Origin of the sequence: Actinosynnema sp. NPDC049800 (assembly GCF_040656635.1) — a bacterium.
Lineage (GTDB): Bacteria > Actinomycetota > Actinomycetes > Mycobacteriales > Pseudonocardiaceae > Actinosynnema.
In genome coordinates this window covers 97,371-120,975 of the sequence record NZ_JBFAMT010000017.1, presented here as the reverse complement: position 1 = coordinate 120,975, position 23,605 = coordinate 97,371, and the positions used below count along the sequence as shown (strand labels likewise).

The following is a 23,605-nucleotide window of genomic DNA, read 5'->3' as shown; positions in this document are numbered from 1 at the left end:
ATAACCTGCCGTTCGATGACGGAAATCCGCCACAACCCCAGGGCGCCGACCCAGGCGCGGACCCTGGCCCCCGGCGCGGGGATCGACGCGCACCGGCACGACGACCACCAGCTCGTCTACGCCGCCAGGGGAGTCCTGGCCATCACGACCGACCGGGGTTCCTGGGTCGCGCCGGCCAACCGCGCCGTCTGGGTGCCGGCCGGGACCGTGCACGCCCACCAGGCGCACGGTGAACTTGAACTGCACCTCGTGGGTCTGCCCGCGACGGACAACCCGCTGGGGCTGGTGGAGCCGGGCGTGCTGTCCGTCGACCCGTTGCTGCGCGAGCTGATCCTCGCCTACACCGGCTCACCGCACGACGACTCGCCCGAGCGGCAACGGTTGCGCGCCGTGCTGCTGGACCGGCTCCGGGTCGCGCCGCAGCAACCGGTCCACCTGCCCGTGCCGACCGATCCCCGACTGGCGGCGCTGTGCGCGATCCTGCAGGCCGACCCCGCGGACAACCGCACGTTGGCGGCCCTCGGAGCGGTCGTCGGCGCCAGTGACCGCACGCTGACCCGTCTCTTCAAAGCGGACCTGGGCATGACGTTCCCGCAGTGGCGCACCCAGCTGCGGCTCTACCACGCCCTCGTCCTGCTGGCCGAGAGCACCCCGGTCACCACCGTGGCCCACCGCTGCGGCTGGTCGTCCACCAGCGCGTTCATCGACGTCTTCCGCCGCGCCTTCGGCCACACCCCGGGAACCCACAACCGCTGACGCCCGCCCCCGCTACCCTGGTCTCGGCTGCAATCCCGGTGCTGCAACGACGGGCGACCGGACGACGGCCACCGGGACTTCCCGCCGTTCGCGCCCGTACCAAGCCCGCGAAGGTCCTCGGTCGCCTTGACCGGGGACCTTCCGCTCGGGTGCCTGCCGGCGTTCAACGGTCGGTCGCGAATCCCTCGACGAAGTAGCTCACTCCAGGGGCCGGCGGTCCGCACCGGAGCAAGGCTTGGACACGGGGCCAGACGTCCGCCGAGACCGGGTAGGAGTCGGCGAACCAGAGATCGCCCGCCACGTCGAAGAACGGCCGGAGCCGGATCAGCTGCTCCCGCGTGACGGCGTGCTCGCCGACCGCCTCCTCCGTCCGGTCCGAGTAGCCGACCAGCGCCCATCTCATGTCGTCGCCGTTCGCGTACCTGCGCGGGTCATCTCTCACCGGCTCAGTGTGTCCACCCCGACGACCGCAGCCAACCGGGTTCGCCAAGGGCCGGGCCCCGACTGACGGCTACTGCCGGAAAAAAAGATCAAGCCCCGAGCGCGTTGCCGCAGCTCAGGGCCTGATTCACCCGGCGAAAGGTGAGTGCCCCCGGCAGGATTCGAACCTGCGACACACGGTTTAGGAAACCGATGCTCTATCCCCTGAGCTACGAGGGCGCGGTGGTGAGCGTACCCGGTCGGGGATCCGGCTTCCGGTGGTGGGGTTGTCACTCGGTGGGCCTAGGAACGTGCACCTTGGGTTAGGGGGTGGGCCTCACCGGGTCGGCTGTCCGGGGGATGTGGGCGACCGCACCTGTTCCGCATCGGTCCAGTGAGGTACAGAAGGGGCCATATCCCCCTCCGACGAAAGCCATCCCATGAGCAGCCGACCCTGGCCTGACTTCCGTCCCGGCCCCCTGGGCTCCGTCGGCGCGTGGTGGCGGCGGCTCCGCGCCCGCCCCAACGCCGAGCAGTACACCTTCGTCCCGGCCTCGACCTCCCACCAACACCCGTTCGAGTCGCCGCTGCCCAGCGCGGTCTACGGGCTCGACTTCCACGCCAAGATGACGATCCACTGGCGCGTGGACCTGACGACGGGCGCACGGCACAACGCACCGCGCAGCGCCGCCGTCAACGACGTCATCCACCGGGCCAAGGCCCTCACCGAACGGGCGATGCTCGTCCACCACGCCCCGCTCCAGCACCAGCTCGGCGCGGAACTGGCGGCCGAACGGCAGGTCGAGGGCACGCACGTGTGGGCCCGCGCGGACGCGGTCGAGCTGACCGTGGACGAGCACGACCTGGCGATGGCGCGCAAGCACATCGAGCTGCTCCAGACCACCACGATGCGCCAGGCCGAACGGGACGCCGAACGCGCCGAGATCAAGTACCTGCGCGACGAGGTGCTGACCGACCTGTCCACCGCGACCATCTGGTGGCTCGTCCGCAACGGCTACGAGGTCGAGCAGGCGGTGGTGCTGAGCAGGCACCTGGCCGAACTGGTCGGCATCGCCTCGCAGCGCCGCGACCGGCACTGGGCCGACACGCTCGTCACCTCCTTCGAGAGCGCCCTGCCCCGCCTGGACGACGGGCACCGCGCCGACGTCCGCCTCCACCTGGCCAAAGCGCTCGGCATCTACGGCGGCTCGACGGTCGCCGCGGAGTTCGCCGAGCAGGTCGGCCTGCCCGCCCAGCTCCAGCAGAACCAGAACGGCGCCAAGCCCCTGACGTGATTCCCTAATCTGGTCCTCGTGACCCACAACCTGACCGAGGTGCGCGGCGCGGCCGTGGCTGGCGCGTTGCGCGTCCTCGCCCGGCTCACGCCGTTCGTCGAACCCGAGTTGATCGGCCTGCGCGAGGTGGTGCGGCCCGGAGACGTGTGCGTCGACGTCGGCGCCGCGCTCGGCCTCTACACCGTCTCGCTGTCCCGCCTCGTCGGTCCACACGGGACAGTCCACAGCATCGAGCCGCTGGTGTTCGCGCACCCCGCGCTGTCCTACCTGCTGCGCCCGCGCGAGGGCCGCAACATCGTCCGGCACTCCGTCGCGCTGGGAGTGAGCGAGGGCCGCCAGGTCATGAGCGTCCCGGTCCGGCACGGCACACCGGTCACCGGCCGCTCGTTCCTCACCGCCGGCGCGGACGGCCTCGGTTCCAACGCCGAGTTCGCCGAGCACCTCGAGGTGCTGGTCCGCACGGACACGTTGGACCGGTTCCGCGCGGCCAACGCCATCGACCGGCTGGACTTCGTCAAGGCCGACGTGGAAGGCGCGGAACTGCGCGTGCTGGAAGGCGGAGCGGAGACCATCGAGAGGTTTCGACCGAAACTTCTCCTGGAGATCGAGGAACGGCACGTGGCGCGATTCGGCTACCGGGCGCGCGACGTGCAGGACTGGCTCGCCGAACGCGGCTACCGGATGCACGCCTGGCACCGCGACACGTGGCGCCAGGTCGACCGGATCGATGATCGCGTGCGCAACTACCTGTTCGTCGCACGGTGACGGTGACGGCGGCGCGGCGGTCGGAGTGCCGGGTGGAGTGCGTGACGGAGCGCGGGATGGGGCGCGGGACGCGGTGCTGGTCGCGGCGGCGCGGCGGCGGTAGGTAGGCGCTGGTCAGGCCCGGAACAGCGGAAGACCCCGGTCCCTGGGGGTGGACCGGGGTCTTCCTGTGGGCCGGTCTACAAGGCGTAGACCTCAAGTTCGTAAATCGAGTATCCGTATCCGGTGGCCCGTTGGATACCCGTCATTCGTACGAATCGTGCCGCATCAGGGGCGAAGGACGCAAGATCCCGGCCACCATCTCCCGCGGAAGTCGTGTACGCGGTCCGCCACGTGCTGCCGTCGGTGGACAGTTCTATGCGATATGTCTTGGCATAAGCCGCTTCCCAGGAAAGCACGACGCGGCCGACGGTGCGCGTCGCGCCCAGGTCCACCTGCACCCACTGCTGGTCGGACCAGTCGCTGGCCCAGCGGGTGTCCGGCTTGCCGTCCACGACGTGCGACGGCGGTGAGCTGAACCAGCCGCGCTCGTGGCTGCTGGCGGTGGCCGCGGCGCCCGCGGCGAGGTTCGCCAGGTTCGTGCCGCGACGGGACGGGAACTGCACGACCTGCTGGTAGGTGGGCCGGTTCTGCCAGTGCACCTTGTCGTGCGTGATGCCGCCCATGGCGCGGTGGATGATGGTGTCGGCGCACCACTGGTCACCGGCGGCGCACGAGTCGTCGCCGGGGTAGACGGTGGACGGTGGGACGGCGGCGGCCGCGTTCAGGGTGTCGAGCAGGACCTGGCGGCAGGCCGCCACGTTCCCGTTGCCGCAGTAGCGGGCCCCCAGGGCGCCGTCCACGCGATCGCCGAGCACGGCGCGCAGGTCCTTGTCGACGTAGCTCCACCAGCCGTTCTGGAACGACGAGCCCTTGTGCGGAGCCGCGCCGTGCGTGTCCGAAGGTGGTTCGTCGATCTGGAGTGCGCCGGTGAGCCGGCCGTAGAGCGCGTCGCCCAGGCCGGGCTTGAACTGCGCCTCCACCAGGCGCGGCCACCACGCGTCGAGCAACCGGATGGCGTCGGCGTGCGCGTAGGCCTTGCTGCCGCGCGAGGTCTCCTTGCGCAGCGACCCGGATCGGTGCCAGTCGCGGAGCTTGGTCACGGCGGCGGCGAGGGCGGGATCGGTGATCGGCGTCGTGTCGATCACGCGGAGGAGGTCGGGCAGGACCTGTTCGGCGCGGAGGTCGGCGACTCCCGCTTCGGCCATGGCCTGGGTGAGGGAGGTCCGGGTGACCTTGCCGCGGGCGATGAGCGCGCGCACCCGGTCGTCGAGCAGGTCGCCGCGGTGCACCGAGCCCATGCCGTAGCCGGACGCGGAGTAGTCGAGCGCCTGCTTGTTGTTCCAGCTGATGTAGTAGTCCTGGTTGACGGAGTTCGGGTGCTGCGCGAACGGCGTGTACGCGGCCGTGTTGCGGTCGGCGTCCCAGCCCTCCCACTCGTACGCGGCCTCGGCCTTCACCGGGAGGTGCGGGTCGACGGTCGCCTTGCGCACGGGGTTCGCGCCGGAGTTGAAGTACGCGGTGTCGCGGGAGTCCACGTAGAACCAGTTGAACGCGTAGCCGATGTGCTCGGCCGCGCGCTGGAAGTCCGCGGCCGACTTGATCGCGTCGGGGTCGTTGAACTCCTGGAAGCCGATGATCGAGTCGACCTCGTGCAGGTAGGTGGAGCGCAGCGAGGTGTACGCGACGAACTTGCCGTCGACCGCGGCGCGGCTCTGCACGAGGCCGTACTTGGTGCGGTGCATGACGAGCGTGTACGAACCGGCGGGCGTGGGGTCGGCGACGGTCGGCTTCCACGCGTTCTTGCGCTCGAGGCGTTCCATCGGCAGGCACTGGCCGTGGTAGCGGTAGTGCAGCGACGCGGCGGTGGGCGTGCCGTTGCCGGGCTCGCACAGCTCGACGGCGTAGGTGTCGGTGATGTCCTGGCCGGCCGAGGTCGCGCTCCACGAGTAGTCGACGCCGCGCCCGAGCTGCACGTACATCGACACGCCTGCGAACGACACTCCGCGTGCGCGCAGGCCGGGGCCGTGCAGTTCCTGCAGCATGAGGAGTTGCGGCGCGAAGTAGCCGGTCTGCGGGCCCCACACGGCGATCGGGTTGCCGGTGTCGGTGTGCCGGCCGGACACCGCCAGCGCGTTGGACATGCCGTGCTTCTTGGTGAGGAGGTCGGGCGGGAGGACGCCGTCGGCGAAGAGGCCTTCGAGGGGCTTGAGGTCCGGCGGCGTGTCCACTGTGGAGTGCGCGGTGGTGGTCTGGTCGTGCACCATCGGTTCGGGCGTCACGACGCCGTTGTCCGGCAGTGCCACGCCCTGGGGTGCGGTGGGCGTCGTGCCGTAGGGGAAGCGCCGGCCGTCGTGCAGGGTGAGCACGGCTTCGGGGTCGTTCTGCTCGCGGAACGACCGCCACACCTGGTCGCCGACGGTGGCGCCGTACTTGTTCTGCGCGGCCAGCTTCACCAGGGCGTTCTGCACCTCGCCGCCGCCGCCCGCCCCGAACAGCCCGCCCACGACGGCGGCGATCGCGACCAGGTCGGTCGGCTGGAACGGCTTGATGTCGTTCCAGTTGGTGATCGCGTCGGCGTGCCCGGTCAGGACGTACTCACCCGGGAACGTGCGGTTGGCGATGGACTTGGCGATGTAGGCGTTGATGCCCGCGATGTAGTCCTTGACGTCCTGCAACGCCTGCGCGCCGCGCGGGCCCTGCGCGGCCACCTGGTCGATCTGCGCCTGGAGGTCGGCCTCGGTGTAGGGGATCTGGTTGTAGAAGCTCTGCTCCAACGCCCGGTTGCCCTCGGCGCCGCCGGCGAACCCGGACAGCTGGCCGCGACCGAGGTGGCGGAACAGGTCCATCAGCCAGAGCCGGTCCTGCGCGGCGGCGTAGCCGGCGCCGAACTCCGTGCCGGAGCGGGTCGTGCCGTAGATATGCGGCATGCCGAGCGCCTTGTCGCGGACGATCGTGACGTCGGCGCGCGGTTTGACGGTGCTCTCGACCTGGTCGGCCGCGACGCCGAAGGAGGCGTCGTTGAAGAACGTGCCCAGCTGCTCGTTGGTCAGGCCGCCGTAGCCGGAGACGAGGGAGTCGTAGCGGCCCAGTTGGTCGGCGGAGTGCGCGGGACGGGTGCCGAGCGCGCGGTGGGCCAGGATCTCGGCGAGGGTGGCGTTGCCGTTCTGGCCGGGCGGCAGCAGGTCGTGGCACTGGCCGAGGCAGTGGTCGTCCGGGGTGAAGGCGGTGGTCCTGACCTCGGTGGCGGTGGCGGTGGGGGTGGTGATCGGGGTGGCGGCCGCGGCGGTGAGGAGTGCGACCACGGCTAGCGATCGGGCGGCTCTCCGCATGACGCGAAGCTCCTTCCAGGCAGGGATCGTGTGACGCACGTTACTGGCTGGTCAAGGATTCGCGAAAGAGCTTCGCGTTTGAGGTGGGTGCGGTTGGTGGTCTTCGCCCGTCCGGGTGTGGAGTCTTGACCTATTGGCCTGATATTGGGAAAAAGGTCAACATGATGCGACGTCGATCGCTGCTCACCGGTCTCGCCGGCGCGGGGGTGCTCGTTGGTCTGGGCTCCTCGCCGGCCCTTGGCTCGCCCATCCTGCCCATCCGCAGTTGCGCCGACTGGGGCGCGAGGCCGCCGGCGCAGCCGACGAGCGTTGTGAACGAGCGGCCCGTGCGGATCCTCATCCACCACACCGCGTCGGCGAACGTGACCGATTACTCGCAGGCGGCGGCGTACGCCAACGCCAGGTGGATCCAGAACCTCCACATGGACACCAACGGCTGGATCGACTCCGGCCAGCACTTCACCAACAGCCGCGGTGGGTTCCTCATGGAGGGCAGGCACGGCAGCCTGGCGGCGTTGCGGGCCGGCGACCGGGTCGTGGTGGGCGCGCACTGCCCCGGCCAGAACACCGCGGCCATCGGAATCGAGAACGAAGGCCTCTACATGGACGTGGAGCCGCCCAAGTTGCAGTGGGACTCGCTGGTGTCGTTCTGCGTGTACACGTGCGAGCAGTACGGCATCCCGCCGTCGTCGATCCAGGGCCACCGGGACTACCGGGACACCCTCTGCCCGGGCGACAAGCTCTACGCCCTGCTGCCGCGACTGCGCCAGGAAGTTGCGCAGGTCCTGAGCTGACCTCGGTTATTTCCTGGCAACTGTGAACAGGCTGAACCCGCGTCTTTCCGTGGTGAGATAACGGGGAATTAACGTCAGCTTGCGTGTTCGTGCACGAGGCTGGGCGGGCACGGACACGAAACGCCAACGCGGGGAGGCGTCGTGATCAAGGTGATGCTGGCCGATGACGAAGACCTCGTCCGGTCCGGCCTTCGCATGATCCTCAGCAGCGCAGGCGACATGGAGGTCGTGGCCGAGTGCGACGACGGGCACCTGGTGGCCGACCTGGCACGCCGGCACCGCCCGCACGTCGTGCTGCTGGACATCCGGATGCGGTCGTCCGACGGGTTGATGGCGCTGCGCAGGCTGCGTGCCATCCCCGACCCGCCGAAGATCGCCATGCTGACCACGTTCGACGTGGACGAGTACGTGTCGGAGGCGCTGCGGTTGGGCGCTTCGGGGTTCCTGCTCAAGGACACCGAGCCCGAGCAGCTGGTGCGGGCCGTGCGCGACCTCGCGCTGGGCGGAGCGGTGCTCGACCCCGGTGTGGCGGCGCGGGTGCTGGCGGCGGTCGCCGACGGTGAGCGGGCGGCCGAGCCGGCTCGGCGGTTGCTGGCGTCTTTGTCCGAACGGGAGCGCGAGGTGTTGGTCCTCATCGGACAGGGGATGTCGAACGCCGAGATCGGTGGGACGTTGCACCTGTCCGAGGCGACGGTGAAGGGGTACGTGTCGTCGGTGTTGGGCAAGATCGGTGCGGTGAACCGGGTGCAGGCGGCGTTGGTGGCGTTTCGGGGTGGGTTGATCGCGTGAGGGTTGGGGCGGGGTTTCCGGGCGGGGCGGTGGTGGTCTCGTTCGGCTCGATTTGACATGGGGCCCTTACGGGTGCCCCAGGCAGGCCAAAGCCGGGCAGGCCTGGCGGGAAAAGCGTCCGCCAAGCCTGCCCGGCTTCGACCAGCCTATGGCACCCGAACCCATGTCAAATCGGGCCTCGGTGGGGCGGTTCCGGGTCCGTTGTGGGCGGGCTGGGTGTGGTGGACTCGGTGGGTGAGCTGCGGGTCCGTTGTGGGCGGGTGGGGGATGTTCCAGGGTGCCGGTTACGGGGCTGTTGGGGGGCAAGTGGTCTCAGTGGGTGCGGTGGCCGCGGAGGGAGCGGCTGCCGGCGTATTCGGCTTGTGAGCCCAGCTCCTGCTCGATGCGGATCAGTTGGTTGTACTTGGCGGTGCGGTCGGAGCGGGACAGGGAGCCCGTCTTGATCTGGCCGCAGTTCACCGCCACGGCGAGGTCGGCGATGGTGGAGTCCTCGGTCTCGCCGGAGCGGTGGGACATGACGACCGAGTAGCCGGCGCGGAAGGCCGTGTTGACGGTCAGCAGGGTTTCGGTGAGGGTGCCGATCTGGTTCACCTTGACCAGGATCGAGTTGGTGATGCCGAGGTCGATGCCCTTGCGCAGCAGGTCGACGTTGGTGCAGAAGACGTCGTCCCCGACCAGTTGGCAGCGGTCGCCGAGGGTGTCGGTGATCAGCTTCCAGCCGTCGAAGTCGTCCTGCGCCATGGCGTCCTCGATCGAGACGATCGGGAACTTGTCGACCAGTTCGGCCAGGTAGGCGACGTGCTCCTCGACCGACCGCTTGAGGCCCTCGCCCCGGTAGTCGTACACGCCTTCGGCGTAGAACTCGGAAGCGGCGGGGTCCAGCAGCAGCGCCACGTCCTCGCCGGGGGTGTAGCCGGACTTCTCGATCGCGTCGACCACGAAGGACAGCGCCTCGTCCGCGGAGTTGAGGTTCGGGGCGAAGCCGCCCTCGTCGCCGACGTTGGTGTTGTGGCCGGCGTCGTGCAGGCTCTTGCGCAGGGTGTGGAAGACCTCCGAGCCGACCCGCACGGCCTCCTCGAAGTTCTCCGCGCCGATCGGCGCGATCATGAACTCCTGGAAGTCGATGGCGTTGTCGGCGTGCGCGCCACCGTTGATGATGTTCATCATCGGCATCGGCAGCACGTGGGCGAACACGCCGCCGACGTAGCGGTAGAGCGGCTGGCGGTGCGCCGCGGCGGCGGCCTTGGCCACCGCGAGCGAGACGCCCAGGGTGGCGTTGGCGCCGAGCCTCGCCTTGTTCGCGGTGCCGTCCAGCTCGATCATCGTCTGGTCGATGACGGCCTGCTCCTCGGCGTCCAGACCCTTGACCGCGTCGGCGATCTCGCCGTTCACCGCGGCGACGGCCTTGCGCACGCCCTTGCCGTGGTAGCGGGACCGGTCGCCGTCGCGCAGTTCGACGGCCTCGTTCGTGCCGGTCGACGCGCCCGAGGGCACCGCGGCGCGGCCGAGCGAGCCGTCCGCCAGTTCGACGTCGACCTCGACGGTCGGGTTGCCGCGGCTGTCCAGGACCTGTCGTCCCACGACGCGCACAATCGCGGTCATGTCGCTCCTCAAGGCAGGTGTATCGGTCAAGACACATCCTGCACCGACCCGGCCCCGTCGAGCCACCCCGGCGGGTGGCTAGTTGCCGGAGACGGTCTCGGTGACGACCAGGTGGGGTTCGACCTCGACGCGGTTGCGGCCGTGGCGCTTCGCGCGGTACAGGGCCATGTCGGCGGCGGCGAAGAGCTCGTCCAGCTTGGCCGGGCCGGCGGCGACGCCGATGCTCACGGTGGGGTGGCAGGTGGCGCCCAGCACGACGGTCCAGTCGTGGCCGTCCACGGCGGCGCGGATGCGCTCGGCGACGGTCGGGCCCACTTCGACGGTGCTGCCGTCGGCGTCGCCGAGCAGGACCACGAACTCGTCGCCCGCCCACCGGGCCACGAGGTCGGCGGCGCGGCACTCGCGGCGCAGCAGTTGGGCGATCTCGCGCAGGGTGGCGTCGCCCGCGGCGTGGCCGGCGTCGTCGTTGACGCCTTTGAAGCGGTCGACGTCGACGAGGACGAGCCAGGGCACCCGGCCGCGGGCCGCGGTGCTCTCCAGCAGGCCCGCGGCGGCGCGCTCCAGGCCGAGGCGGTTGGCCAGGCCGGTGAGCGGGTCGCGGGCGGCGGCTTCCTGGGCGGCGACGGCCAGGCGTTGGGCCTGGACGGCGACGCGGCGTTGTTCCAGCGCTTGGCCGAGTCCTTCCTGGAGGGTCTCGGTGGCGGTCCGGCTCGCCGCCACGGAGCAGCGCAGCGCGGTGGCCTCGCCGACGTGGTCGCCCATCTCGGCGCAGATGTCGGCCAGGTCGAGGGAGAACCGCAGGAGCAGGGACGGGTCGTTGATGGACTCCGAGGCGGCGACCGCGCGGCTGGCGAGGGTGCGGGCGCTGACCAGGTCGCCCTGTTCGCGGCGGACCACCGCGAGGACCCAACCGGCCACGGCGGACGCCCACTTGTCACCGGCCTCCTGGGCCTGGCGCAGCGCCTCTTGGGCGTTCTCCTCGGCCTGGCCCAGCTCGCCGACGCCGGCCAGCGAACGGCTGTACGCGGCGAGCAGGGCGCGCCGCATCTGCTTCTCCTCGGCCAGGTCGAGGCCCTCTTTGAGGTAGCCGCGGGCCTCTTCGAAGATCGCGCGGGCCCGTTCGGGCGGTGAGGAGATCGCGCGGAAGTTCAAGGTGCCGCCCAGGCCCTGCAGGCAGTGGCCCAGGACCTCGACGGCGGACGGCGAGCGCTCGGCGGCGCGGCGGGCCACCTGGACGGACAGGCGGAGCATGTCCACCGCGGCACGGCGGTTGCCGATGCCTTCCAGCAGGTAGGCCAGGGCGTGCATCGCCTGGGCGGCGGCCGGGTTGTCGCTGTGCTCGCCCTCGAGGTCGGTCCAGCCCTCGGCGGCCAGCTCCAGCGCGAGCGGGATGCGGCCCAGGCGCCAGGCGAGCTTGGCGCGGTTGACCAGCACGGCGGAGCGCTGCCAGCGGTCGGCGCCCGGAGGCACGCGGCTCACCACCTGGTCGAACAGGGTGTTGGCCTCCGGCAGGCGGCCAGCGTTCAGCAACGCCTTGACCTCGAGGTCGAGTTGCGGAACCTGTCCGGCTACCAGCCGATCTCGCTGCTCCACTCGTGCTGACACTCCATTCCGACTCGGCGATGCGGTACGCGGTGACCGCTCGCCGCCGGCACGGCTACCACAGGCTACCGGCCCGAACGCCGGGTGTACCGCTCCTCGTGGAGCACTGCCTCCAGGGGCAGCCGGTTGCGCCAGCCGTGCCGCTCCAGGTCGGGCGTGTCCGGCAGGCACTCGACGGGGCCCACGCACAGCCAGGCCACCGGGCGCAGGGGCGGCGGGATGTCGAGCATCCGGCGGAGCACGTCCTCGCGGTAGAAGCTGACCCAGCCGACGCCGAGGCCCTCGGCGGTGGCGGCCAGCCACAGGTTCTGGATGGCCAGGCACACCGAGTACAGCCCGGCGTCGGCGATGGCGTGCCTGCCGAGCACGGCGGGCGAGCCGCGGTCGGGGTCGTAGGTGACGACGATCCCGACCGTGGACTCCAGGATGCCCTCGACCTTGATCCGGGAGAACAGCTCGGCCTGCCCGGCGTCCAGTTCGGAGGCGAAGACGCTGCGCTCGGCGTGGACGTGGTCGCGGAACGCGCGGCGGGTGTGCTCGTCGCGCACGACGATGAAGTCCCACGGCTGGGACAGGCCGACGCTGGGCGCGGCGTGCGCCGCGGTGAGCACCCGGCGCAGCACGTCGGGCGGGATCGGGGCGCCGGTGAACTCGCCCCTGGTGTCCCTCCGGCGGTGCAGGACGTCGTAGAAGCTCATTCGGACGATCGTGCCTCACGCGTTCCGGTGAACCTGACCGGGAGAGGGTGGCGTGCGTCTCAGCTCGGCGTTGAATGGCCGGTCATGGTCGGAACGGTGCACGGGTCCGCGCTGGGTTTCGCGGGCGGAGTGGTGGTGACCGCGCTGGCGGGGAGCTGGCCGGTGTTCGCCCTGCTCCTGCTGGTGGTGGTCGTGGTGGTCGTCTCGTGGTGGACGACCGTGCTCGGCGCGGCGCTGACCGCGGTGCAGTGCTGGGGCCTGTACGGGAGCTTCGTCGTCGGCGAGGAGGGGCACCTGGTGGCGGACTGGCCGGCGTTGGCGGTGCTGGCGGTGGCGGGCACGGTGTCGCTGAGTGGACTGGTGCGCGACCGCTCCGCCATGGTGGATTCCGCGGTCGGTTGACCTTCACCCCGGGTGAAGCCGCACGGTGGTCCCAGCCGGGCCGTCGGGGTCCGGCCGGGGGAGGGGTCGTGCAGCTGCTGACGATCGGCGCGTTCGCGCGCGCCGCCCGCCTGTCGCCGAAGGCGTTGCGCCTCTACGACGAGCTGGGGCTGGTGACGCCGGCCAGGGTGGACCCGAGGTCGGGCTACCGGCTGTACTCGCCGGACCAGCTCGAGCGGGCCCGGCTGGTGGCGTGGTTGCGCCGGCTCGGGATGCCGCTGGCCCGCATCCGAGGGGTGTGCGAGCTGGCGCCGGCGGACGCCGCGGCCGAGGTGCGCGCCTACTGGGCGCGGGTCGAGGCCGACACCGCGGCACGGCGGAGCCTCGCCTCCTTCCTCGTGGAACAGCTCTCCGGGAAGGACACCACCATGACCGTCGCGCTCAGGTACGCGGTGCGGACCGACCGAGGACTGGTGCGGGACTCGAACCAGGACGTCGGCTACGCGGGCGAGCGGCTGCTGGCCGTCGCCGACGGGTTCGGCGCCCGCGGCGAGCCGCTCAGCTCCATGGCCATCGACACGCTCGCCCCGCTGGACACCGCCATCCCCGCAGGCGAGTTGCTCAACACGCTGGCGGACGCCGTGCACCGGGCCGGCGCGGCGGTCGGCGAGTACCTGTCGGCCAACCCCGCCGACGAGTGCAGCGGGACGACGTTGACCGCGCTGGTGCTGTCCGGCTCACGGCTCGGCCTCGTGCACGTCGGCGACGCGCGGGTGTACCTGCTGCGCGGCGGCCGGCTGTTCCGCATCACGCACGACCACACGGTGGTGCAGTCGCTGATCGCCGAGGGCCGGCTGACGGAGGAGGAAGCGGTCAGCCACCCGCAGCGGTCGATGCTGCTGCGCGCCCTGCACGGCAAGGCGGTGGAGCCGGACCTGGCGCTGCACGACGCGCTGCCCGGCGACCGGTACCTGCTGTGCTCGGACGGCCTGCACACCGTCGTGCCCGAAGCCGACGTGCGGGACGTGCTGGCGTCGGAGCGCGAGCCGGAGGAGGCGACGCGGCGGCTGGTGGAGCTGGCCAACGCCGGTGGCGGGCCGGACAACGTGGTGTGCGTGGTCGCGGACGTCGTGCCGGGCTAGCCGATCGGTCCCTGGGTCTCGCCGTCCGGGGACTCCCGCCACTGGTCGAACGGCCGGTCCAGGCGCCACGCCCGGCCGTCGTGGGTCAGGACCCGGTCCTCGCACGTCTCCAGGTTCGACAGCGACTCGAACAGCTCGATGCTCCACCCGAACAGGCGGCGGCACAGCAGCCGGATGGTGAGGCCGTGCGAGACGACCAGGACCGTGCCGGGGTGCGCCGGGTCCCGCATCCGGGTCTCCAGGTCGGTCAGGAACGCGGCCAGGCGGTCGTCCACGTCCGCGCCGGACTCGCCGTTGGGCAGCCGGAAGAAGAAGTGCCCGAACGCGTGCCGCTGGTGCTTGAGCACCTCCTGCCGCACCGGGTCCTGGAGGTTGCCCCAGTCCTGCTCGCGCAACCTCGGCTCGGCGACCGTGCGCTCCAGCTGGTCGCCGAGGCCGAGGTTGCGCAGGGTGGCCCTGGTCCGCACGTACGGGCTGACGTACCCGGCCGCCCGGTCGCCGCCGAGGAGCTCCTTGATCCGCGGCCCGGCGGCCCGGGCCTGCTGTTCGCCCAGCTCGGTCAACGGGAGGGCGTGGTCGGGTATGCGGCAGTACGCCAGCTCGTCGACGTTGCCCAGGCTCTGTCCGTGGCGCAGCAGGATGATCCGCACCGCTCCATGGTGCCGGTGTTACATTCGCAGGCGAAACCGGACGGAAGGTGTCACATGGTCAAGTACGTCGCCCTGTACCGGAAACCGGCCGACGTCGAGGCGTTCGACGAGGCCTACTTCGCGTCCCACCTGCCGTTGGTCGACCGGACGCCGGGCCTGCTGCGCGCCGAGGTGGCGAAGGTCTCGCGCGTCTTCGCGCCCGGTTTCCTCGGCGAGCACGAGCCGCACGTCGTGGCCGAGATGTACTTCGAGTCCGCCGAGGCCATGAAGGAGGCCTTCCGCTCGCCCGAGTGGCAGGCCGCGGGCGCGAACCTGGCCGAGATCGGCGGCGTCGAGCTGGTGGCGATGTTCGCGGCGGAGGTCGTGGACCGGTGATCGCGGTGGTGATCGGCGGCGGCACGATGGGCGCCGGTGTCGCCCACCTGTTCCTGGCCGGCGGGCACGAGGTGGTGCTCGTCGAGGCGGGCGCCGACCGGGCGTCGGCCGCGCGGCGCGCGGTGGAGGCGTCGCTGGCCAAGGCGGCCGACCGGGGCAGGCTGGACGCCGTGCCGCACGAGCTGCTCCAGCGCCTGACCGTGGTCGAACGGCTCGACACGCGGGTCGGGCGTGGTGCCGCGCTCGTGGTCGAGGCCGTGCCGGAGGACCTCGGGCTGAAGCGGCAGGTGCTCGGCGACGCCGCGCGGGCCTGCCCGGACGCGGTGCTGGCGTCGAACACGTCGTCGTTGTCGATCTCGGCGTTGGCCGAGGGCCTGCCGGGCGAGCGGGTGCTGGGGATGCACTTCTTCAACCCCGTGCCCGTGCAGCAGCTGGTCGAGCTCGTGCACCACCCCGGGGTCGCCGCCGACGTGGTGGCGCGGGTCCGCGGGTGGGCCGAGGAGCTGGGCAAGACCGTCATCGAGGTGCGGGACGCGCCGGGGTTCGCCACGTCGCGGCTCGGGGTCGCGGTCGGCATGGAGGCGATCCGGATGCTCGAGGACGGCGTCGCCTCCGCCGAGGACATCGACACCGGCATGCGGCTCGGGTACGGGTGGCCGATGGGGCCGCTGCGGCTGACCGACCTGGTCGGGCTGGACGTCCGGCTGGCCATCGCCGAGCACCTGGCGGCCGAGCTGGGTCCGCGCTTCGAGCCGCCGGCGTTGTTGCGGGAGAAGGTGGCGGCCGGTCAGCTCGGCCGCAAGACCGGCCAGGGGTTCTTCACCTGGTGAGGAGGACGGCGTGCGGATCCGCGAGCTGACCCAGGACGACGTCGGCGAGGCCGACCGGCTGCGCCGGGTGGCGTTCGGCGGCATCGGCGAGCCGTCGTTGCGGCCCGGTCGGCGAGGGCTGCTCGCCGAGGTCGACGGGCACGTCGCCGGCCTGCTCACGATCAAGGACTTCCACCAGTTCTGGGGCGGCACGACGGTGCCGATGGGCGGGGTCGGCGGCGTGGCCGTCGACTCCTGGGCGCGGGGGCGCGGGGTGGCCGGGGCGCTGCTCGACGCGGCGTTGCGGGACCTGCGCGAACGCGGGCAGGTGCTGTCCGCCCTGTACGCGACCGTGCCCGCGGTGTACCGGTCGCGCGGCTGGGAGCGGTCGGGCGTGTTCGAGTGGCTGGAGTTCCCGCTGGACCGGATGCCCGCGGGCGCGCGGGCCGCCACCCGGCCCCTGGTCGAGGGCGACCTCCCGGCGGTGCAGGCGTGCTACCTCGACGTCGCGTCCACCGTGGACGGGCTCGTGGACCGCAGCCCGCCGACCATCGCGGTGGACGACCTGCTCAAGGAGACCGTGGTGTCGGTGGTGCCCGGCCACGACGGCGAGGTGCGCGGGTACCTGGCCGCCGAGCGCGACGCCGACGGGCTGCGGGTGCACGACCTCGTCGCCCGGGACGTGGCGACCCAGCTGGGGCTGCTGCGGGAGCTGGGCGGCTGGGCCGGGGTGCTGGACCGGGCCCGGCTGCTGGTCACCGACCCGGCCGTGACCGGCCTGCTGACGAACCAGGCGATCGAGCACACCGTGACCACGTCCACCTGGCTGCTGCGCGTGGTCGACCTGCCGGCGGCGGTGGCGGCGCGCGGCTGGCCGTCGGCGGCGTGGCTCAAGCCCGCCGCGGTGGACCTCGACGTGGTCGACGAGCACGCGCCGTGGCACGCCGGGCGGTGCCGCCTGGTGGTCGAGGACGGCGCGGTGCGCGTCGAGGCGGGTGGCACCGGCGCCGTGCGGCTGCACGCGCGTGCGCTGGGGCCGTGGTTCAGCGGGATGCAGAACAGCCACGCGCTGCGCCGCGCCGGGCTGCTCGACGGTGACGGCGCGCTGCTCGACCGGGTGGTCGGCGCACCTGGCGTGCCGCGCCTGGCCGACTACTTCTAACCTGACCAGCCGTGCTGCTCGCCGCGCTGGAACTGGTCGGCATCGCCGCGTTCGCCGCCTCCGGGGCGGTCGCGGCGGTGCGAGCCCGGCTGGACGTGTTCGGGGTCATCGTGCTGGCGCTGACCACGGCGTTGGGCGGCGGGATCATCCGGGACGTGCTGCTGGGCGTGCACCCGCCGGCGGCCTTGGTGAGCTGGCCGTACCTGGCGGTGGCGGGGGTCACCGGATTGGTGGTCTTCTGGTTTCACCCGACCGTGGCGAAGCTGTGGCGGGCGGTCCTGCTGCTGGACGCGATCGGGCTCGGCCTGTTCGTCACGGCGGGCACCACGACGGCGCTCGGGCTCGGCGCCCCGCCGTACGCGGCGTGCCTGGTCGGGATGACCACGGGCATCGGCGGCGGCGCGCTGCGCGACGTGCTGCTGCGGGAGATCCCGCTGGTCCTGCGCCGGGAGATCTACGCGGTGGCGGCGCTGTGCGGGGCGGTGGTGGTGGCGTTCGGCGACTACCTCGGCCTGCCCGCGGTGCCGGTGACGCTGGTCGGGTCGGCCGTGATCGTGGGCCTGCGGCTGCTGGCGCTGTGGCGTCGCTGGAACGCCCCGGTGGCCCGCGACGGGCCCGGCGCGTGACGGGGCGCGAAAACTTGACGGGTAGCTCACACCGGCTTCTCAGGCGGCTCTCAGGACCAGCGGCAAGACTGACCGCATGCGCATCCTCGTTGTCGACGACGACCGGGCCGTGCGTGAGTCGCTTCGTCGCTCACTGCAGTTCAACGGCTACCAGGTCGACCTTGCCGGCGACGGCCAGCAGGCCCTCGAGTCCGTCGTCTCCCAGCGCCCCGACGCCATGGTGCTGGACGTGATGATGCCCCGACTCGACGGGTTGGAGGTGTGCCGCCGGCTGCGCAGCACCGGCGACGACCTGCCGATCCTCGTGCTCACCGCCCGTGACGCGGTGTCCGACCGGGTGTCCGGGCTCGACGCGGGCGCCGACGACTACCTGCCCAAGCCGTTCGCGCTGGAGGAGCTGCTGGCACGGCTGCGCGCGCTGCTGCGGCGGGCGGCGTCGGACGCCGAGGAGCCCGCGGGCGCGGTGCTGCGGTTCGCGGACCTGGAGCTCGACCCGAGCACCCGGGACGTGCGGCGCGGCGAGCGCCCGATCAGCCTCACCCGGACCGAGTTCGCCCTGCTGGAGCTGTTCCTGGCGCACCCGAAGCAGGTGCTGACCCGCGGCCGGATCCTCGAGGACGTCTGGGGCTACGACTTCCCCACCTCGGGCAACGCGCTGGAGGTCTACGTCGGCTACCTGCGCCGCAAGACCGAGGCCGAGGGCGAGACCAGGCTGCTGCACACGGTGCGCGGTGTCGGCTACGTGCTGCGGGAGACCCCTCCGTGATCGGTGCCGCCAACGGGCGGCTCCAGCGGGTGTCGCTGCGGGCCCGGGTGACCCTGCTGGCCGCGTTCTGCGTGGCCGGGGCCGTCGCCGTCGTGTCGCTCGGCGCGTACATGACGGTGAGCCAGAACCTGCACGACCAGATGGACTCCAACCTGCGGCAGCGCGCCCAGGCCGCGGTGAACGCGCCGAAGGTCAACAACGACGTCACCGAGATCCCCGGCGCCTTCCTGGCCGCGGGCGACATCCGGATCGGCGTGCTGGACGTGACCGGGCAGATCCTGTACCCGAAGGGCACGGTCGCGCCGCCGACCCAGCCCGCGGACCTGGACGTGGCGCGCGGGTCGCGGCTGGAGAACATCTGGACCGACCTGCGCACCGACTTCCGGGTGATCGCGGTGCCGTACGGCGACGGCCAGGCGATGCTGATCGCGCAGTCCACCAAGCCGTTGAACGTCACGCTGGGCAAGCTGTCCGTGGTGCTGTTCGTGATCAGCGGGCTGGGCGTGCTGGTCGCGGCGGCGGCGGGGACGGCGGTGGCGCGGACCGGGCTGCGGCCCGTGCAGCGGTTGACGGAGGCCACCGAGCGGGTGGCGTTGACCGGCGACCTGCGGCCGATCCCGGTGTCGGGCGACGACGAGCTGGCGCTGTTGTCGCAGCGGTTCAACGCGATGCTGGGCGCGGTGGCGGACTCGCAGGAGCGGCAGCGGCGGCTGGTCGCGGACGCGGGGCACGAGCTGCGGACGCCGTTGACGTCCATGCGCACGAACCTGGAGCTGCTGCTGGCCTCGGAGCGGCCGGACGCGCCGACGTTGTCCGACGAGGACAAGGCGGAGATCAACGCCGACGTGCGGGCGCAGCTGGACGAGCTGACCACGTTGATCGGGGACCTGGTGGAGCTGGCGCGTGAGGACGCGCCGCAGGTCGTGCACGAGCCGGTGGACCTGGTCGAGGTGGTGGAGCGCGCGCTGGATCGCGCGAAGCGCCGTGCGACGGACGTGGACTTCGTGGTGGAAGTGCAGCCGTGGTCGCTGCTGGGTGACTCCAGCGCGCTGGAACGTGCCGTCCTCAACCTCCTGGACAACGCGGTGAAGTTCAGCCCGGCGCGCGGCGTGGTCCGCTTGTCCCTGAAGCAACTGGGCGACGGCAGCGCGGTGGTCGAGGTGGCCGACTCCGGTCCGGGCATCGCCGACGCCGACCTGCCGCACGTCTTCGAACGCTTCTACCGCTCGTCCGAGGCCCGCACCCTGCCCGGCTCGGGCCTCGGCCTGGCCATCGTCAAGCAGGTGGCCGAACGCCACGGCGGCCTCGCGTACGTCGGCCGCGCCCCGGAGGGCGGCGCGATGTTCACCATCCGCCTCCCCGGCCGCCCAGAGCCTGTCGTGCCGCAGTCGGTCGCGGGGTTCTGAGGGGCAGGTCCGGGTTCGGCGGACCTGCCCGGCGCGGTCAGGACAGGGCGGCGAAGACCATCGGGCGGGTCGAGGCGGGCCGGTACTGCGTCGTGACGTTCTCGTTCGGGCCCCACCAGTGGCCGGTGGGCACGTCGTCGGACCCGGTGCTGATGAAGATCCAGCCGCGGCCGACGCCGGTGTACTCGGTGGCGCCGACCCGGCGCGTGTCCGGGAACAGGTGGACCGGCGACCCGGCCCACGTGCTGGGCACGCCGTGCGGCTCCTTGGTGCTGTCGATCACCGGCACGGCGTACTCGCGGGTCGAGGTGTCGCCGTCGCGGTTGTAGAGCTGCGGCGTGCCGGCGACCACCATCACGTGACCGGTCGCGTCACCGGTGCCGCCCGCGGCGTCGAGGTACTCGACCGCGATGACGTCGCCCTGCGCCAGGCTCGGCACCGTCGTCTTGACCGTGAAGTGGTCGGCGCCGGCCTGAAACCCGTCGTGGTACTGCGCGGAGGTGGGGCTGGTGCTGCCGAACTCGGTGGTCAGGTAGCTGTCGGTGGCCCACGCGAACGCGTGCCGCAGGGCCAGGGTGAGCAGGGGCGCGCACTTGGTCTTGCTCTCGTACGTCGTGGGGCCGCCCGGCGTGCCCCACACGGCGGTCGACGCGCCGTCCGGGTGCCCCAGCTCGCCGGGGTAGTAGTTGTAGGTGTCCTGGTCGGGCCAGGGCAGGGAGTTCAGCTCGGCGGCCAGCTCGTCCACCTCGGCGTAGAGCGTGGCCGAGGTGGCCTGCGCGGGCGGTGCCGCCGCGAAGCCGACGGCTGTCGCGGCGGCGCAGGCGACCAGGATCCGACGGGCGAGCATCGGGACGTCCTCTCGACGGGGTGGTGGGTTCCTCGGACAGGGATCACCGCCGGGGGACCTGGATACCGCCGCGGTCGCGGACCACCCCAACGGCCTAGCCCTTGGTGGAGCCCAGGGTCAGGCCGCCGATGAACTGGCGTTGCAGGGTGAAGAAGACGACCAGGGTCGGCAGGGCGACGAGGAGGGAGCCGGCGGCGACCAGGTTGTTGTCCACGAAGAAGGTGCCCTTCAGGTTCTGCAACGCCGACGTGATCGGCATCTTGTCCCCGGTCTGGATCAGGACGAGCGCCCACAGGAAGTCGTTGTAGATCCACGTGAACTCCAGCGTCGCCAGAGCCGCCAGGGCGGGACGGCACAACGGCAGGATCACCTGCCAGTACTGCCGGAACACACCCGCGCCGTCGACGCGCGCGGCCTCACCGAGCTCGTGCGGGATGGTCTTCATGTAGTTGCTCAGCACGAACACGCAGAACCCCGACTGGAACGCCACGTGGATCAGCACCAGCCCCAGCTGCGAGTCCAGCAGCAACCCGCTGTCGCTCAACCACGACGGCAACGGCGTCAGCAGGTACAGCCGGTACAACGGCGTCACGATCACCTGCTGCGGCAACAGGTTCCCCGCCGTGAACAGCACCAGCAGCACCAGGTTGAACCTGAAGCTGTACCGCGACACCCCGTAGGCCACCATCGAGCTGAGCAGCAGCACGAGCACCACCGCCGGCAACGTCACGATCAACGTGTTCAGGTAGTAGTGCGGCAGGTCCGCCTGCGTCCACGCCGACGCGAAGTTGTCGAGCGTCAGGCTCTCCGCGATCGAGAAGTACCCGTTGCGCGCCGTGTCGTCGTACGTCCGCAGCGACGCGTACAACGCCCACAGCAGCGGGGCGAGCGTCGCCAGGCACGTCAGGACCAGGAACACGTGCAGGGCGATGCGCGCCGGTCGGAAAGCGAACGTCACGTCCGGTCCTCCTCGCGGAACACCTGGAACAGGTAGGTGATGATGAACCCGAGCGAGATCAGCAGCAGGACCACGGCCAGCGCCGAACCCCACCCGATCCGGCTCGACTCGCCGATGATGTTGTCCGTCACCAGCACGGACAGCAGCTCCAGCCCGTTGCGCCCCTTGTTGATCACGTACACGATGTCGAACGCCCGCAGGCCCTCGATCACGGTGACCACGAGCACGACCACGTTCACCGGCTTGAGCACCGGGAACGTCACCCGGAAGAACGTCTGCCACGCGTTCGCGCCGTCCAGCGCCGCGGCCTCCTTCAACGCCGGGTCGACCGACTTCAGCCCGGCCAGGTACAGCAGCATGATGTAGCCGGTGTGCCGCCACCCGGCCGCCACCAGCACCGCGTACAGGTTGATGTCCGGATCGCCGAGCCAGTTCACGGGGTCCGACGCGGCGGTGCCGAGCACGTTGTTCAGCAACCCCTGCTCGGGCTGGTAGATCAGCTGCCAGATGAACCCGACCAACGCCAGCGACAGCACCATCGGCAGGTACAGCGCGCTCTGGTAGATCCGCCCGAACCGCAGTTGGCGGTCCAGCAGCACGGCCAGCAGCAGCCCGGCTACGGTCGGCACGACGAGCAGGAACAGCAGCCAGATCAGGTTGTGCTGGAGCGCGGGCCAGAACCGGGGGTACCGGGTGAAGATGTCGACGTAGTTCTGGAAGCCGACCCACTCGATGTCGGCGAACCCGCCGATCCCGTCCCACGAGCTGAACGACAACCCGACCGAGCCGAGCGTGGGCACCCACACCAGCGCGATGTGCGCCAGCGACGGGATGCCGAGCATCAGCCCGAGCACGAGCTTGTCGCGCGGGGCCAACGCGGTGGCGCGGCGACGCCTGCCGCGCCGGGACGTCGGGGAGGGGGCCGACGTCCCGGCGGGCTCCGGTGGGGACTGCAGGGCGGTCACGGCGTCACCCGGTGAAGATCGTCTTGGCCTGGTCGGCCATGCCCTTGAGGATCGAGTCGAGGTCGTCGGGGTTCTGGATGAACGCGTTGAGCCCGTTGGTCGCCGCGTCGCTGGCGAAGCGCGGGTCGGTGTCCCGGTCGAGGAACTGCGTGATGTGCGCGGCTTCCTTGATCACCTGCGCCGACTTCTTCTGCAACGCGTTGTAGCCGGTCGTCTCGGCCTTGTTCGACGCGGCGACCTGGCTCGGGTCGGCCTTGACGTAGGCGAGCTGCGCGGCGGGCGTGGACAGGTACTCCAGCAGCTTGCGCGCGCCCTCGGGGTTGGCGGGCTTGCGGGACATCATGAAGCCGTCGATCGGCGCCTCCACGGTGTCCTGGCCGTGCTCGGGGTTGATCTCCGGGTAGGGGAAGAAGTCCAGGTCGTCCACCTCGGCGCCCTTGAACTGCTGCGCCACGAACGAGCCGAGCAGGTACATGCCCGCCTTGCCCTGCTGCAACGCCTGCGCGGCCTCCTGCCACTCCCGGCCCAGGGCGTTCTCCTGGTGGAACGGCAGCAGCCGCTTCCAGGTGTCGAACACCTCCCGCACCTTCGGCCCCTGCCAGTCCTCCTTGCCCGCCATGAGGTCGACGTGGAACTGGTAGCCGTTGAGCCGGAAGTTCAGCTGGTCGAACGTGCCCATGCCGGGCCAGCCCTGCTTCTGCGCGAACGCGATCGGCACCAGCCCGTCCGCCTGCATCCTCGTGGACAGCGCGACGAGCTCGTCCAGCGTCTTCGGCTGCTCGTACCCGCGCTGCTGCCAGACGCTCTTGCGGTAGAACACGCCCCACGGGTACTGGATGAACGGGATCAGGTACTGCTTGCCGTCCGAGGCGGTGGACGCCTCCTTCAACGCGGGCTCGTACCCGGCGGAGACCTTCGACCACACCTCGCTCAGGTCGCCGGTCAGGCCCTTCTCGGCGAAGAACCGCATCCGGTAGCCCGCGAACCACGCCAGCACGTCGTCCGGCTTGCCCTGCAGGTAGTTGTTGATCTGCTCCTGGTACTGCTCGTGCTGCTTGGTGTTGATCGCGACCTTGAGGCCCGACTCGCCCTCGAACGCCTTGAGCACGGCGGTGATCGCGTCCTTCGGCACCTGGTCGGACTGGTTGTTGCCGAACGACACGGTGTCGGTGGCGGCGGCCCCGCCGTCGGAGCCGCACGCGGCCAGGCCGGGCACGGCCGCGACGCCCGCGCCCGCGACGATCGCCCTCAACAGCGCGCGGCGGCCCAGCAGGGGGTGGGTGCTGGCGGAGAACCTCGTCATCGTCGCTCCTCCGGGTGACACTCAGCGGAAGCCAAGTGAACAAAGAGTCAACAAGAGGCCTCACAATGTGGGCTGCGCCACACGGAATGTCAAGCTATCCGACGGTTCTTGTTGGACTGTGTT

General features: G+C 71.2%; 23 protein-coding genes and 1 tRNA gene. 13 read left to right on the top strand and 11 right to left on the bottom strand.

Annotated features, from left to right (window positions below):
• Positions 1–15 precede the first annotated feature (15 nt).
• Positions 16–756, top strand: coding sequence for an AraC family transcriptional regulator (locus tag AB0I91_RS21515; RefSeq protein WP_499638381.1), 741 nt, complete (start codon positions 16–18; stop codon positions 754–756).
• Positions 757–919: 163 nt separating this feature from the next.
• Here AB0I91_RS21515 and AB0I91_RS21510 read toward each other — a convergent pair whose 3' ends face one another.
• Together AB0I91_RS21510 and AB0I91_RS21505 are read right to left on the bottom strand one after the other, a co-directional pair.
• Positions 920–1,198, bottom strand: a complete 279-nt coding sequence (locus tag AB0I91_RS21510) for a hypothetical protein (RefSeq protein WP_499638379.1) — start codon at positions 1,196–1,198, stop codon at positions 920–922.
• 145 nt (positions 1,199–1,343) lie between these two features.
• Positions 1,344–1,416 (bottom strand) — tRNA-Arg (locus AB0I91_RS21505).
• Positions 1,417–1,616: 200 nt separating this feature from the next.
• On the opposite strand from AB0I91_RS21505, the gene AB0I91_RS21500 reads away from it, so the two are divergent.
• Together AB0I91_RS21500 and AB0I91_RS21495 are read left to right on the top strand one after the other, a co-directional pair.
• Complete coding sequence (locus AB0I91_RS21500) at positions 1,617–2,471, top strand: hypothetical protein (protein WP_498781258.1); 855 nt, start codon at positions 1,617–1,619, stop codon at positions 2,469–2,471.
• An 18-nt stretch (positions 2,472–2,489) separates the two neighbouring features.
• Complete coding sequence (locus AB0I91_RS21495; protein WP_498781260.1) at positions 2,490–3,236, top strand: FkbM family methyltransferase; 747 nt, start codon at positions 2,490–2,492, stop codon at positions 3,234–3,236.
• A gap of 179 nt (positions 3,237–3,415) precedes the next feature.
• On the opposite strand, the gene AB0I91_RS21490 is transcribed toward AB0I91_RS21495, so the two are convergent.
• Complete coding sequence (locus AB0I91_RS21490; protein WP_499638377.1) at positions 3,416–6,607, bottom strand: penicillin acylase family protein; 3,192 nt, start codon at positions 6,605–6,607, stop codon at positions 3,416–3,418.
• Positions 6,608–6,933: 326 nt separating this feature from the next.
• On the opposite strand from AB0I91_RS21490, the gene AB0I91_RS21485 reads away from it, so the two are divergent.
• A complete protein-coding gene (locus AB0I91_RS21485) occupies positions 6,934–7,401 on the top strand; it encodes a peptidoglycan recognition protein family protein (RefSeq protein WP_498781264.1) in 468 nt (155 codons plus the stop codon).
• 141 nt (positions 7,402–7,542) lie between these two features.
• Positions 7,543–8,190, top strand: a complete 648-nt coding sequence (locus AB0I91_RS21480; protein ID WP_230572793.1) for a response regulator — start codon at positions 7,543–7,545, stop codon at positions 8,188–8,190.
• Between the two features lie 312 nt (positions 8,191–8,502).
• Here AB0I91_RS21480 and eno read toward each other — a convergent pair whose 3' ends face one another.
• From eno to bluB, 3 genes are all read right to left on the bottom strand, one after another.
• Positions 8,503–9,792 (bottom strand): phosphopyruvate hydratase, encoded by a 1,290-nt coding sequence (gene eno / locus AB0I91_RS21475; RefSeq protein ID WP_499638375.1) that lies wholly within the window; start codon positions 9,790–9,792, stop codon positions 8,503–8,505.
• Positions 9,793–9,870: 78 nt separating this feature from the next.
• Complete coding sequence (locus AB0I91_RS21470; protein WP_499638373.1) at positions 9,871–11,385, bottom strand: GGDEF domain-containing protein; 1,515 nt, start codon at positions 11,383–11,385, stop codon at positions 9,871–9,873.
• Positions 11,386–11,459: 74 nt separating this feature from the next.
• On the bottom strand, positions 11,460–12,092 hold the full coding sequence (bluB, locus tag AB0I91_RS21465) for a 5,6-dimethylbenzimidazole synthase (RefSeq protein WP_498781269.1): 633 nt from the start codon (positions 12,090–12,092) through the stop codon (positions 11,460–11,462).
• An 84-nt stretch (positions 12,093–12,176) separates the two neighbouring features.
• On the opposite strand from bluB, the gene AB0I91_RS21460 reads away from it, so the two are divergent.
• Both AB0I91_RS21460 and AB0I91_RS21455 read left to right on the top strand, forming a co-directional pair.
• The gene (locus AB0I91_RS21460) at positions 12,177–12,494 is read left to right on the top strand and encodes a hypothetical protein (RefSeq protein WP_499638371.1); all 318 of its coding nucleotides are present in this window, start codon (positions 12,177–12,179) and stop codon (positions 12,492–12,494) included.
• A gap of 68 nt (positions 12,495–12,562) precedes the next feature.
• Complete coding sequence (locus AB0I91_RS21455) at positions 12,563–13,615, top strand: MerR family transcriptional regulator (protein WP_498781272.1); 1,053 nt, start codon at positions 12,563–12,565, stop codon at positions 13,613–13,615.
• Here the strand turns inward: AB0I91_RS21455 and AB0I91_RS21450 are convergent.
• Entirely contained in the window at positions 13,612–14,265 is a 654-nt protein-coding gene (locus tag AB0I91_RS21450; protein WP_498781274.1) for a histidine phosphatase family protein, read from the bottom strand. The two genes, AB0I91_RS21455 and AB0I91_RS21450, sit on opposite strands and share 4 nt — an antisense overlap.
• Before the next feature lie 54 nt (positions 14,266–14,319).
• Here AB0I91_RS21450 and AB0I91_RS21445 point away from each other — a divergent pair, with 54 nt between their 5' ends.
• From AB0I91_RS21445 to AB0I91_RS21420, 6 genes are all read left to right on the top strand, one after another.
• Entirely contained in the window at positions 14,320–14,640 is a 321-nt protein-coding gene (locus AB0I91_RS21445) for an EthD family reductase (RefSeq protein WP_498781275.1), read from the top strand.
• Positions 14,637–15,470 carry a 3-hydroxyacyl-CoA dehydrogenase family protein gene (locus tag AB0I91_RS21440; RefSeq protein ID WP_498781277.1) on the top strand — a complete coding sequence of 278 codons (834 nt, stop codon included), beginning with the start codon at positions 14,637–14,639 and terminating at the stop codon, positions 15,468–15,470. Before AB0I91_RS21445 ends, AB0I91_RS21440 begins: the two co-directional genes overlap by 4 nt.
• A 10-nt stretch (positions 15,471–15,480) precedes the next feature.
• Complete coding sequence (locus AB0I91_RS21435; RefSeq protein ID WP_498781278.1) at positions 15,481–16,611, top strand: GNAT family N-acetyltransferase; 1,131 nt, start codon at positions 15,481–15,483, stop codon at positions 16,609–16,611.
• 11 nt (positions 16,612–16,622) lie between these two features.
• Complete coding sequence (locus AB0I91_RS21430; protein ID WP_499638367.1) at positions 16,623–17,237, top strand: trimeric intracellular cation channel family protein; 615 nt, start codon at positions 16,623–16,625, stop codon at positions 17,235–17,237.
• 76 nt (positions 17,238–17,313) lie between these two features.
• Entirely contained in the window at positions 17,314–18,003 is a 690-nt protein-coding gene (locus AB0I91_RS21425) for a response regulator transcription factor (protein ID WP_230572782.1), read from the top strand.
• On the top strand, positions 18,000–19,409 hold the full coding sequence (locus tag AB0I91_RS21420) for a sensor histidine kinase (protein ID WP_498781282.1): 1,410 nt from the start codon (positions 18,000–18,002) through the stop codon (positions 19,407–19,409). The genes AB0I91_RS21425 and AB0I91_RS21420 overlap by 4 nt, the downstream gene beginning before the upstream one ends.
• 37 nt (positions 19,410–19,446) lie before the next feature.
• Here AB0I91_RS21420 and AB0I91_RS21415 read toward each other — a convergent pair whose 3' ends face one another.
• The 4 genes from AB0I91_RS21415 to AB0I91_RS21400 all read right to left on the bottom strand — a co-directional run bounded on the left by AB0I91_RS21415 (position 19,447) and on the right by AB0I91_RS21400 (position 23,482).
• Complete coding sequence (locus tag AB0I91_RS21415) at positions 19,447–20,256, bottom strand: hypothetical protein (RefSeq protein WP_499638363.1); 810 nt, start codon at positions 20,254–20,256, stop codon at positions 19,447–19,449.
• Between the two features lie 94 nt (positions 20,257–20,350).
• Positions 20,351–21,214, bottom strand: coding sequence for a carbohydrate ABC transporter permease (locus AB0I91_RS21410; protein WP_498781285.1), 864 nt, complete (start codon positions 21,212–21,214; stop codon positions 20,351–20,353).
• On the bottom strand, positions 21,211–22,179 hold the full coding sequence (locus tag AB0I91_RS21405; protein ID WP_499638360.1) for a carbohydrate ABC transporter permease: 969 nt from the start codon (positions 22,177–22,179) through the stop codon (positions 21,211–21,213). The genes AB0I91_RS21410 and AB0I91_RS21405 overlap by 4 nt, the downstream gene beginning before the upstream one ends.
• A 4-nt stretch (positions 22,180–22,183) precedes the next feature.
• Entirely contained in the window at positions 22,184–23,482 is a 1,299-nt protein-coding gene (locus AB0I91_RS21400; RefSeq protein ID WP_498781289.1) for an ABC transporter substrate-binding protein, read from the bottom strand.
• Positions 23,483–23,605: the final 123 nt, after the last annotated feature.